We start from the raw sequence: 11056 nt of genomic DNA on the forward strand, positions 1-11056 counted from the left end.
GGGTTTGTCGGTGTTTGTCGACTCTCGCCAGATTCGGGGAAGGAATGCCGTATTTTTAGGAGTTGTCGGATTTTTCGTTTGTTGCAGTTCTTATAGGGTGCTTGGGCTGGATCCAAGTACAACCAATAGGGACGACGATGATAAGAAAAAGCAGACGACTCATGTCCGATTGCTCATCCTGTGTATCCGGCGGAAGTGAGCAAACAACTAGTCGACGCTTACCTGTTAGTCGAAAATTCGACCAGCGTAATTCAGGAAAAGTGCTCGAAAAATGAGTTCGACGGCTTTCGCGCCGAGGCTGGCCAAATGGTCGGCGGTCTCTACCTCTTGCTTGAGCCACTGTGGCGAACGTATCCTGATCTCGCGCCCGAGGGACTCGTCATGACTGCGCCGAAAAAAAAAGCGAAGCGATAAGTTGGTTGGCATGTGGCTGATCCAGCCGCGTTTTCCGCTCCACTATGACTAAACCAGACTTCATCACCGATTCGGCGATCTTTAATCCACTGTGGGAACGTGCGAAGTCGCGCGTGCAAGAGTTGGCTTCAGCCTCGCTAGCCGAACTGCTCTATTTTGATTCTGTTGATATATCGACACAGAGGTTTTTCGAACTTGTGCGAGCGTTGTTGACCTTCGAAGGTGCGAGCGATTTTGCCACCTTGGTACTGAAGCCGGACCCTGTCAGCTATTTTAATTTTCACTTTCACAAGTACCCCGGCTTCGTGCATCGTGCGGAGCAATCTGACGACGATTTTTTTGAATCCTGGCAAAAGGATCCGGGCGACAGCCCGGCAGACTGTCTATGGGCAAATTCTGAACGGTATGCGGTTCTGCCGACACCCGGAACATGGTTCATGTACGCGGATAGAAAATGGGAAATGGGCGTCTTGACAGGGCCGCCTAATATCATTGCCTTTGCCCGTAGCTTTTATCCGTTTTTTCTCCAGCCTGGCGAAGGGTTCAGAATCGTTGAATAGCATACGTTCATCCGGGGTAAGCCAGTACGGAAACGACGTACACATTTGCATCGTCCGCATGCCATGCCTGCGCCCGAGCCTGCGCAAGATGTTTTCACCAAGGATGGGAACCGCTATGGCGTTCGTAATCAGTCGAACCAGGGTCAGCCTACGGCGGACTATTTTCCTGGGGGTTCGAAAGGCGCAACTGTCAAGATCCGCTTGGGCAGCTAATGAGCAACATTGATTACATCATTGATCGTGAGACGTTCACGCCACAGTCCGCTTTGATACCTCCAACTGGTAGCCGATGAGTAGATTAGAGTACATCCATGATTTGACGGAGTTCACGACTTTCTGGCAGCGCGCGAGAGAGGGCGTGCTCTTTCTCGCGGACGTCCCACGCGAAGAGTTGCTCTACTTCGATCCGATCGATATCCCGACCCAAAAGTTCTTTGATCTTATCCAGGAGTTGCTCGCTTTCCAGAGTAAGACCGAATTTGTGACGCTGATTTTGAATCCTGACCCGTTCGACTACTTCCACCATCATTTTGGAAAGTATCCGGGCTTCGTTCATCGCAGTGAGAACTCGGATGACGAGTTCTTTCACTTGATGATGGAGGATCCGGGCGGAAGTCCCGCGGATGCACTTGGTGTGAATCATCAGCACTATGCCATCATGCCAGTCGAGGGAGACTGGATCGCTTTTGGCGATAGATCATGGGACGTGGGCGTCTTGTATGGCCCAGCCGATATCATGGAATGCGCGAGGAATTTCTATCCTTTTTTCCTGGGTCCGCCAGAGCGCTTCAGAATAGGGCTGTAGTCAATTGACTGACGGGATGGTCCAGGGACCGCTAGCGCCGTCGATGCATCTACTCACAAGCGCGGGCGCGCCGCCAATAATCGTTCCCATCTGGAGGGGGGCAGCGAGATATACGTAGAGTCGTCGCCGCCATCTCCTTTCGAAAATCCAACGGTCGCACCGAAATAGCGAAGCGGTCCATCAGGATCGAGGGAATAAAGCACGCCGGAAGACCAGGACAAATCAGGGACCGGCGTACTGAAGGTGTGCTGCGCAAGCAACTTTCCGTTCTTTGCATCGAAGACCCTGCCGACGTATCTGGAGCTTCCGCCTGGAATCCAATCCAATAGGCAACGTTCAGCCTTGTAGAAACCGTTTGGAGACGTTGATTTCTGGCATTCGGTGCCGCGCGGTGTATGGTCGAAAAGGCCGAAATAAAGCATGGCGATGATGGCGGCCATTGCCGCCAGCCTGGCGAACTTCACGATCCTCGTGCGTGACTCGCGTTCTGAAGTGGCCCACCGGACTGTCACGGCAACGACCACGACAAGAGCGGCGAGTGCGCCAATGAGCGCACCAGCCGCCGCACCGTAGTCAGGCGTCATAGGTACACCTTGACCGGTGGAGCGACCGGAATAAAACGGCGATCAGAGTAAACCACAAAGTCGCCGCCCCGCTGATGCTTGATCGCCCATCGTCGGAAGTCGCTGTTGTGTATGGGGTAGTAGACATTGCCCTTGATAACTGGATTGCCGAGGGCGACGGATTCGTCGATATAGGGGAGGGTGAGGGAGGATTCGACGTAGGGGATATAAGGAGAAACTGCGGCGACAGCGTCGAGAGGGACAACGATAACGCCATCGTTGCTCCAATGGCCCAGATACTGTGAGCGATCGCCTTGCTTGTCGGTGAATGTGTAGTTGTCTTTCACGTACACCCAGATACCGGTCACTTTGGCTGTTGTTTTCCGCAGATTCACGTCCCAGGAGAGGCGCGCATGTCCAATGGCCGCATAGAAATTGAGGGTATACGGATTTAATGGTTGATGGGGCACCTTCACCCCATCAATCTGATACCACCCTCAGATGGTTGATAGATCGACTCCGTAGTTGAGTTCCTCTGCGAAGTCCGGCAGTCCGTAACCGATGGTTTTCTTGTAGAAAGGAGAGACCTTCGCAGTCGGTGCCTTCTTCTTGTGCTTCGTGGTGTAGAGCATTCGTGCCCGCATCACCTCGAAGGAGTAACCGCGCCCTTCACGGTTCTTGTCCTTGGCCAGTCGGTTGATGGACTCCGTGTAAGCGTTGGTGACGGGCATGTCCGTCTCGAAGTAGGTCATGGTCTCTTCGCGCCAGTTTCCCACTGCCCTGACCAGATCGCTCCAGACTTCCTTTTGGCCCTTCGGGATGGTGGCTATCCACTCGTCCAGGGCGGCTTCTGCCTGGAGCCGTGTGGTGGCGTCCCAGATGCCGTAGAAGCGCTCCTTGTGCTCGTAGGCGGCCAGCAGTTGCGGGAACGCGCCTGTCCAGGTCTCCATGATGAGGCGCTCCCGGTCTGAGACTTCGTGAGCGCGTTTCAGCAGGATTTTCCGGTCTCCCTTGAGAGTCCGGCTCTGGGACGGTTTCAGCTCCTTTCTGAGGCCCTTGCGCACTCTCTCTAGGGCATCGTTGGCCATGCGCACCACATGGAACTTATCGACCACGATACGGGCCTGGGGCAGCACAGCCTTGACCGCTGCCCGGTAGGGGTTCCACATGTCCATGCTGACGATCTCGACCTTCTGCCGGTCTTTCAGCTTCATCAGGTAGTTGGTCACCACGTCCTGGCGGCGGGTGGCCAGCAGGTCGAGCAGGGTTCGCTCCTCAATGTTGGTCAGAATGCAGCGGTAGCGCTTGTTCAGGTATAGCTCGTCAATGCCCAGGATGCGGGGCGTCTCGAAGCGGTGCCAGCGCCCCAGGAACTCGGCGCGGGCGTTGAAGATGTCGCGCACCGTCTTCTCGTCCAGGCCGGTCTGTGCCGCCACAAAGGTGTAGGGGTGGTTGAAGGATTCCTTCTCCACGTACTCATGCAGCCGCAGTGTCATACGGAATCCGTCCACCATCTCCGGTAGCTGGGGCCTGAATGTTGTCTTGCAGGCCCGGCAGGTGTATCGGCGGCGGACCACCCAGAGAGTGACCCGCTTGCCGTGGATGGGCAGATCACGATAGGGAACGTCACGCTTGCCGAACCGTACGAACTCACCCTGCACGCCGCATTCCTCGCAGGCGATGGGATCGGGCACGTCCACCTGGAAGTGCATTTCGTCGTCGGTTGATTTGCAGCCCAGTACTTGGTATTGCGGCAGGTGAAGGATGTTGTCGGGAAGTTCGGTCATGGTGTTGTATAGGCGTAGGTGTCAGTCAGATCCATCCGGCTCGGCATTGGTGTTTGCTTTTTTACCCAACAAGCTGCTGGAAACGAAAAGTAAGGCACCGAGGACAATTGCAATATCAGCCAGGTTGAAGGCCGGCCAATGCCAGTCTCGCCAATAGAAATCAAAGGAATCCACAACATAGCCGCGAAAGACCCGGTCAATCAGGTTGCCCATGGCGCCACCGAGGATAAGACTGTAAGCGATGGCTTCTCCTTTATGACGATTTTCAAGGATCAGCTTGATCAGAAAAATCGAGACCACTACCGCGATTCCGATAAAAAAGTAGCGCTGCCAGCCTCCACCATTCGCAAAAAGACTGAATGCGGCACCGGTGTTCCATAGGTGCACCCAGTTAAAGAACGGGGTCACCGAAACATACTCGCCATAGGCCATTGATTGCTGCACCAGCCACTTTACAGCCTGATCAGACGCTGCCAGCAGGCCCGATATGGACAATAGGGCATACGGCGAGAGCTTTTTGCCAATAATGAGCATTATTTAACCCTTCAACGCCAAAATGCGTCTGGCACCGTTAAGTACAATGCCCCCCGCGATGGTGCCGATAATCAGATCCGGATAATTGGAACCGGTCCACGCGACCAGGGCGCCGGCGGTGATGACCCCCAGGTTGATCACCACGTCGTTGGCCGAGAATATCCAGCTTGCCTTCATGTGCGCCCCGCCTTCCCGATGTTTGGATATGAGCAGCAGACAACTGGTATTGGCAATCAATGCGACGAATGCGATAGCCATCATCACCAGCGATTCAGGCTCACTACCGAATACAAAGCGTCTCACCACCTCTACGAGCACGCCCACAGCCAAGATCAGTTGCAGTACACCAGCAAGATGCGCGGCACGTACCTGCATTTTCACGCTATGTCCAACCGCATAAAGGGCAAGCCCGTACACCGCCGCATCGGCAAAATTGTCCAGGGATTCTCCAATCAGGCCGGTGGACTGGGCGATCAGACCGGCAGTCATTTCCACCACGAACAGAAGTGCATTGATGCCGAGCAACCAGCGCAGGGTCCCGGATTCTTGCTTAGCAGAAGCTGCCGAAAACTCGGCGGCCTTGATGGTCTCCGGATTTGCAGCGACGGTTTCCTGAAGCGAGGCGCCTAGCCCCAAGGTCTTCAGTTTCGAGGTGACGGGCTCGACCTCGCCGTCATGCACGACCTTCAGCCGGCGGTTCGACAAGTCGAAGGACAGCGCCCGAATCTCCTCAAAGCCGTTCAGGGCTAGGCGAATCATTCGTTCTTCTGATGGACAGTCCATCTTCGGCACGGCATAAACACTGACCCATCTCCCTGGCGCCTCGGAGGAGGCCTGTATATCGGTATCCGCTGCGGACGTTGCATCACCGCCACAGGCGCCACCACAGGATTTGCTCATGATACGACTCCACTTGAACAATGTTGTGGTACCATTTAAAACTATAAAGCTACTATAAGGTCAATAGAGTAAAGAATCCGTTGGGGAGGAGGCTGATGCGCATTGGTCAGTTGGCGCAGTTGGTAGGGGTCGAAACACAGACGATCCGCTTCTATGAACAGCAGGGCTTGTTGCCGCCGCCTGATCGGCAGGACAACGGTTACCGTGTCTATACCGAGAAGCATGGTGAGGGGCTGGCCTTCATCCGTCGCTGCAGAATCCTGGGCCTGTCACTGGCTGAGATTCACGAACTACAGAGCTATCAGGACGACCCTCATCAGCCTTGTGCCGCCGTCAACGCCTTGCTCGATGATCACATCTCTCATGTGCGGTCGCAGATAACCGCTCTGCAAGCGCTTGAGAAACAACTCGTTTCACTGAGAGCGAGTTGCAACGATGACCGGGAAGTTGAGGCGTGTGGGGTTCTTGCTGGAATTAGCGAAGGAAACATGCACCAGCAGTAGGTGAAGCATCAACCAGATAATCCGATGAGATGCCGGTCTGTCTCACTCTCATGCAAAGGTAAGATCAACCATTTAATCCGCTTACCCGAAATTGAATGAACCGAGCGCGCCCGTGAGATCATCGGGTGCGCCGCCGCGTAATAAATCGTCGCTCAGCAACAGGTTTATCTTTTGTCCCAATGTGCCATCGACCCGGGCACGTTGAAATTGAAAGTGGCGGTGTAGAGAAATCGGATTGCCCTCGCAAATGTCCGAGGGAAAAATATCAGTCGTCTGGCCCTGATAGGGGGCGAGGATGTCGTGAAGAGCCTCGATTGCTTTCGGCGAGCGAATGGCTTCCTTGACTAGATAGTCGTATTTGGCTTTTGCCCGCGCGAATTGGAGTACCCAGTCGAGCGTTATCGTGGTTGTGTCGTAGAAATCAGGCGGGTAAGACTCGCCGTCCTGATTGATCTCCGCAGATTCGTCGGCATCTGTTGGAGAATAGTTGATCTTTCCTGCGAACCACCGCTCCATGAGAGCAGCAGATTTCGGCAGGTAAGTTTTTCGCATGGCGGCAGGGATTTCCTGTATATCGAATAGCGGTACCGTTTTTTCCAGTTTGACAGGCTTGATTGGCTTTGGCGGCCTCGACGGGTCGGGCGTCTCCAGCCAGGTTTTCAAGCGCGAGTGTAACTCCATCATCTTCAACAAGCCATCGCCGACCTGAGGCCGTGGCTTTTTGGGGGCTGCTGCGGGCGATGGTTTGGCTTCCTCACGCGCGGGTGGCGGACCATCCAAAGATAGAGAAATATTGCGTACGATCCGGGCACCTTCTTCTTTGTTCCAGCGCCATAACAGCTTGTTGATTTTGTAATACGGCAGGTTCACTAATCTTTGTCCCTTTAATTTAGCGCTTGTACCCTTGTCGACTCAAATCGCCCGCGCCCGCCCCGGAAACGTCTCATCATAATCCCCGCTATCTTCCGCCTCCGCCGCGGTGCCGCGCTGCTCGCGGTACATCATCGGCGGCAAACCGAATTGCTTGCGGAATTCACGGCCCAAATGCGACGCATCCGAAAAGCCGCAACTCGAAGCAATATCCGCCACCGTCTTATCCGAACTCGTCAGTAACCATGCCGCGGTGCGCAAACGCACCTGCTTCGCGTAAGCCTGCGGCGCCTTTCCCGTTTGCGCCTTGAAGAGCCGCTCCAACTGACGCGGCGAGAGATCAAGCTTACGCGCCAGTTCATCGAGCGATAAAGAACGGCCCACATGCTGTTCCATCAGCAGAATCGCGCGCTTCACCTTCGGATGCGCGGCCGGCGCGAGTCCCGGTGGATGCGGCTGCGGCGCGTTACCTTTCTGCATGTCGTCCACAAGCAGAATACGCAGCGCCTTCTGTACCGTGGCGGTTTCGAAATGCCGCAACAAAATCGCGGCGGCGACGTCGATCGACGCGCGTCCGCCTGAACACGTAATACGTCGGCGGTCGATCACGAACAGGCGGTCGGCGACCAGCGCCTCCTCGTTGACCGACGGAAAGCGTTCGATGAAATCCCAGTAGTGAAACCAGCTCACGCAGATGCGGTGTCCCTCCAGCACGCCCGCGCGCATCAACGAAAACACGCCCGTGCACATGCCGACGAGCGTCGCATTCGTGGCGGCGGCGCGGCGGATGAAGGCAAGCGTCGCGTCATTCGCGGCGGGCCCGGAATGCAGCAGGCCGCCTACCACTACCACGTAATCGAACGGCTCGGCGGTGTCGAACGTTTCCCACGGCGTGATCTGAATGCCGCAGCTCGCGCGCACCGGAGCGAGGGTTTCCCCTATCACGCTCCACGAACAGCGCACGGGCTTGCTGAAGTCGCCTTCGTCCGCGGACAGGCGCAGCAGGTCGACGAAACCCGAGAACGCCGTCAGCGTGAAATTCGGCAACAGGATGATGCCGAAGCGGATGCGCTGCTTCGACGTGCCGTCGATCGATTGAAGGGGAAGCGGTTCAGCGGAATTCATGCACGCAGCCAGCGAGGGAAAGGGTTGGACCAAGCATAGCACCGGGAATGGCGGGCGCCGCGCGCGTGCCGGGCGGCCTGCGCGGCGCCGTTCTGCCAGCATCGCCAGCCGCAAGTCCGGCGCCTGTCGCAAATGCGTCAGAAGTCTTCGCAAATACGTCGCGGCCCTTTGCCGGCGGCCGGTTTGACGCCACTATCCCACGGTCATGCCGTTTTTATTCTATCGGTTCAAATTGACGTGCGGTGCAATAGGGGCAATTCCACCCAAGGCATCGCAACGCACGAGGCACGCCATGAACGTCAGCGTCTTCGATCTGTTCAAGATCGGCATCGGTCCTTCAAGCTCGCACACGGTCGGGCCGATGATCGCTGCTTGCCGCTTCGCTTCGCATATCGAAGACGCCAATCTGCTCGGCTTCGTGCGCAGCGTGAAGGCCGAACTGTTCGGCTCGCTCGGCGCGACCGGCAAAGGGCACGGCACGGACAAGGCGGTGCTGCTCGGACTCGAAGGCAATCTGCCTGATTCGATCGACCCGGACGTGATCGAGCCGCGCCTCGCGGCGATCCGCGCCATGAAGCAACTGGTGCTGCTCGGCAAACATCCGGTGAAATTCGACGAACGCGAGCATCTCGGCTTTTTCCGCAAGCTGATGCCGGGCGCACCGGGCTCGGGCATCGTGCATCCGAACGGCATGCGCTTTCAGGCCTTCGACGAAAACGGCCAGCTGCTGGTGGAGAAGGAGTATTACTCGATCGGCGGCGGCTTCGTGGTGAATCGCGAAGGCGATCGCGTGAACGGCGTGCGCGCCGGCGCCCAGGTGCCGTACCCGTTTCGTACCGGCGACGATCTGATGCGCATCTGCCGCGAAACCGGCCTGTCGATCGCACAGATCACGCTGCGCAACGAGTGCGCAGCGCGTCCCGAACAGGACGTGCGCGACGGCTTGCTGGCGATCTGGCGCGTCATGTCGGCCTGCGTCGAACGCGGCTGCAAGGTGCGCGGCGAATTGCCGGGCCCCATGCATGTGAAGCGTCGCGCCGCCGATCTGTGTGCGCAACTGCGTTCGCGTTCGGAAGAATCGCTGCGTGACCCGCTTTCCATGCTCGACTGGGTCAACCTGTACGCAATGGCCGTCAACGAGGAAAACGCGGCGGGCGGCCGCGTCGTCACTGCGCCGACCAACGGCGCGGCCGGCGTGATTCCCGCCGTGCTGCACTACTACGTGAAGTTCATGCATGCATCGAACGACGAAGGTGTCGTCGACTTCCTGCTGACGGCTGCGGCGATCGGCATCATCTACAAGGAAACGGCGTCGATCTCCGGCGCCGAAGTGGGCTGCCAGGGCGAAGTGGGCGTGGCGTGCTCGATGGCCGCCGCGGCACTCGCCGCAGTAATGGGCGGCACGCCGACGCAAGTCGAAAACGCCGCCGAAATCGGCATGGAACACAACCTCGGCATGACCTGCGACCCGGTTGGCGGGCTCGTGCAGATTCCGTGCATCGAACGCAATGCAATGGGCGCGATCAAGGCGCTGAACGCCGCACGCATGGCGATGAAAGGCGACGGCCAGCACTACGTGTCGCTCGACAACGTGATCAAGACGATGCGCGAAACCGGCGCCGATATGAAGACGAAATACAAGGAGACGTCGCGCGGCGGGTTGGCCGTGAACGTCATCGAGTGTTGAACAGTAACGAAGCATCAAGCACGAGTACCCACAAGGACCGACGATGAGCCGCTATTCGATATTCAGCCTGTTGCGCAACGGGATGTCGTATCACGAGAACTGGGAGCGACAGTGGAAGAGCCCCGAGCCCAAACGTGAATACGACGTCGTGATCGTCGGCGGCGGCGGGCATGGTCTCGCCACCGCGTATTACCTGGCGAAAGAGCACGGCGTGCGCAATGTCGCCGTGCTGGAGAAGGGCTGGATCGGCGGCGGCAATACGGCGCGCAATACGACCATCGTGCGCTCGAACTACCTGTGGGACGAGTCGGCCGCACTTTACGAAAAAGCCATGCAGTTGTGGGAAGGGCTCTCGCAAGACTTGAACTACAACGTCATGTTCAGCCAGCGCGGCGTGATGAATCTCGCGCACACGTTGCAGGACGTGCGCGACACCGAGCGCCGCGTGAATGCGAACCGGCTGAACGGCGTGGACGCCGAATTCCTCACGCCCGAACAGATCAAGGAAATCGAGCCGACCATCAATCTGAACAGCCGCTACCCGGTGCTCGGCGCGTCGATCCAGCGGCGCGGCGGCGTGGCGCGTCACGATGCGGTGGCCTGGGGTTTCGCGCGCGGCGCGGATCAGGCGGGTGTCGATATCGTGCAGAACTGCCAGGTCACGGGCATTCGCCGCAACGGCAGCCAGGTGGTGGGCGTGGACACCACGAAGGGTTTCATCAAGGCGAAGAAAGTCGCGGTGGTGGCGGCGGGCAATACGTCAACGCTTGCCGACATGGCCGGCGTGCGGCTGCCGCTGGAGAGTCACCCGTTGCAGGCGCTGGTGTCGGAGCCGATCAAGCCGGTGGTCAATACGGTGGTGATGTCGAACGCGGTGCATGCGTATATCAGCCAGTCCGACAAGGGCGATCTGGTGATCGGCGCGGGCGTGGACCAGTACACGGGTTTTGGTCAGCGCGGCAGTTTCCAGATTATCGAAGGCACGCTCGAAGCGATCGTCGAAATGTTCCCGGTGTTCTCGCGGGTGCGGATGAACCGGCAGTGGGGCGGCATCGTGGATGTGTCGCCGGATGCTTGCCCAATCATCAGCAAGACCGACGTGAAGGGACTGTATTTCAATTGCGGCTGGGGCACGGGCGGCTTCAAGGCAACGCCGGGTTCGGGATGGGCCTACGCGCACACCATCGCGAAGGACGAGCCGCATCCGCTGAACGCGCCGTTCTCGCTGGACCGTTTCTATACCGGCCACCTGATCGACGAGCACGGCGCCGCCGCCGTCGCCCATTAACGCCACGCACTGGAGAACCC

The 11056-nt window shown here is 57.8% G+C and carries 12 protein-coding genes; 5 read left to right on the forward strand and 7 right to left on the reverse strand.

The genetic code is table 11. The features are described from left to right. Positions 1-458: 458 nt before the first annotated feature. Both BXE_RS29055 and BXE_RS29060 read left to right on the forward strand, forming a co-directional pair. Positions 459-974 (forward strand): hypothetical protein, encoded by a 516-nt coding sequence (locus tag BXE_RS29055; protein ID WP_011491687.1) that lies wholly within the window; start codon positions 459-461, stop codon positions 972-974. Between the two features lie 358 nt (positions 975-1332). Then, positions 1333-1779 carry a hypothetical protein gene (locus tag BXE_RS29060; protein ID WP_233518961.1) on the forward strand — a complete coding sequence of 149 codons (447 nt, stop codon included), beginning with the start codon at positions 1333-1335 and terminating at the stop codon, positions 1777-1779. A 53-nt stretch (positions 1780-1832) separates the two neighbouring features. Here BXE_RS29060 and BXE_RS44625 read toward each other — a convergent pair whose 3' ends face one another. Genes BXE_RS44625 through BXE_RS29080 form a run of 5 tightly spaced genes read right to left on the reverse strand, consistent with a single transcriptional unit; the run spans position 1833 to position 5563 of the window. Then, entirely contained in the window at positions 1833-2363 is a 531-nt protein-coding gene (locus BXE_RS44625; protein WP_011491689.1) for a hypothetical protein, read from the reverse strand. Continuing rightward, on the reverse strand, positions 2360-2818 hold the full coding sequence (locus tag BXE_RS29065; protein ID WP_193352973.1) for a DUF6402 family protein: 459 nt from the start codon (positions 2816-2818) through the stop codon (positions 2360-2362). The genes BXE_RS44625 and BXE_RS29065 overlap by 4 nt, the downstream gene beginning before the upstream one ends. Positions 2819-2839: 21 nt before the next feature. Further along, a complete protein-coding gene (locus BXE_RS29070; protein WP_004574636.1) occupies positions 2840-4129 on the reverse strand; it encodes an ISL3-like element ISPpu12 family transposase in 1290 nt (429 codons plus the stop codon). A 21-nt stretch (positions 4130-4150) separates the two neighbouring features. Beyond that, positions 4151-4663: a signal peptidase II gene (gene lspA / locus BXE_RS29075; RefSeq protein WP_004863699.1), complete on the reverse strand. Its 513-nt coding sequence runs from the start codon at positions 4661-4663 to the stop codon at positions 4151-4153. 3 nt (positions 4664-4666) lie between these two features. Continuing rightward, complete coding sequence (locus BXE_RS29080; protein WP_004574643.1) at positions 4667-5563, reverse strand: cation transporter; 897 nt, start codon at positions 5561-5563, stop codon at positions 4667-4669. A gap of 95 nt (positions 5564-5658) precedes the next feature. Here BXE_RS29080 and cadR point away from each other — a divergent pair, with 95 nt between their 5' ends. Beyond that, positions 5659-6066: a Cd(II)/Pb(II)-responsive transcriptional regulator gene (gene cadR / locus BXE_RS29085; protein ID WP_011487781.1), complete on the forward strand. Its 408-nt coding sequence runs from the start codon at positions 5659-5661 to the stop codon at positions 6064-6066. Between the two features lie 81 nt (positions 6067-6147). On the opposite strand, the gene BXE_RS29090 is transcribed toward cadR, so the two are convergent. Further along, a complete protein-coding gene (locus tag BXE_RS29090) occupies positions 6148-6936 on the reverse strand; it encodes a DUF6402 family protein (protein ID WP_011491691.1) in 789 nt (262 codons plus the stop codon). A gap of 42 nt (positions 6937-6978) precedes the next feature. Beyond that, positions 6979-8061, reverse strand: a complete 1083-nt coding sequence (locus tag BXE_RS29095; protein ID WP_011491692.1) for a GlxA family transcriptional regulator — start codon at positions 8059-8061, stop codon at positions 6979-6981. 292 nt (positions 8062-8353) lie between these two features. Here BXE_RS29095 and BXE_RS29100 point away from each other — a divergent pair, with 292 nt between their 5' ends. Beyond that, positions 8354-9748 carry an L-serine ammonia-lyase gene (locus BXE_RS29100; RefSeq protein ID WP_011491693.1) on the forward strand — a complete coding sequence of 465 codons (1395 nt, stop codon included), beginning with the start codon at positions 8354-8356 and terminating at the stop codon, positions 9746-9748. A 43-nt stretch (positions 9749-9791) separates the two neighbouring features. Beyond that, a complete protein-coding gene (locus BXE_RS29105; RefSeq protein WP_007177093.1) occupies positions 9792-11036 on the forward strand; it encodes a sarcosine oxidase subunit beta family protein in 1245 nt (414 codons plus the stop codon). Positions 11037-11056 lie beyond the last annotated feature (20 nt).

The organism is Paraburkholderia xenovorans LB400 (assembly GCF_000013645.1).
In the GTDB taxonomy this organism is placed as follows: domain Bacteria; phylum Pseudomonadota; class Gammaproteobacteria; order Burkholderiales; family Burkholderiaceae; genus Paraburkholderia; species Paraburkholderia xenovorans.

What these genes read in the sequence shown, in the direction of transcription:
- BXE_RS29070 (WP_004574636.1), bottom strand. Translation starts at nt 4,129, where the DNA reads ATGACCGAACTTCCCGACAACATCCTTCACCTGCCGCAATACCAAGTA.
- BXE_RS29105 (WP_007177093.1), top strand. Translation starts at nt 9,792, where the DNA reads ATGAGCCGCTATTCGATATTCAGCCTGTTGCGCAACGGGATGTCGTAT.
- BXE_RS29080 (WP_004574643.1), bottom strand. Translation starts at nt 5,563, where the DNA reads ATGAGCAAATCCTGTGGTGGCGCCTGTGGCGGTGATGCAACGTCCGCA.
- BXE_RS44625 (WP_011491689.1), bottom strand. Translation starts at nt 2,363, where the DNA reads ATGACGCCTGACTACGGTGCGGCGGCTGGTGCGCTCATTGGCGCACTC.
- BXE_RS29055 (WP_011491687.1), top strand. Translation starts at nt 459, where the DNA reads ATGACTAAACCAGACTTCATCACCGATTCGGCGATCTTTAATCCACTG.
- lspA (WP_004863699.1), bottom strand. Translation starts at nt 4,663, where the DNA reads ATGCTCATTATTGGCAAAAAGCTCTCGCCGTATGCCCTATTGTCCATA.
- cadR (WP_011487781.1), top strand. Translation starts at nt 5,659, where the DNA reads ATGCGCATTGGTCAGTTGGCGCAGTTGGTAGGGGTCGAAACACAGACG.
- BXE_RS29100 (WP_011491693.1), top strand. Translation starts at nt 8,354, where the DNA reads ATGAACGTCAGCGTCTTCGATCTGTTCAAGATCGGCATCGGTCCTTCA.
- BXE_RS29095 (WP_011491692.1), bottom strand. Translation starts at nt 8,061, where the DNA reads ATGAATTCCGCTGAACCGCTTCCCCTTCAATCGATCGACGGCACGTCG.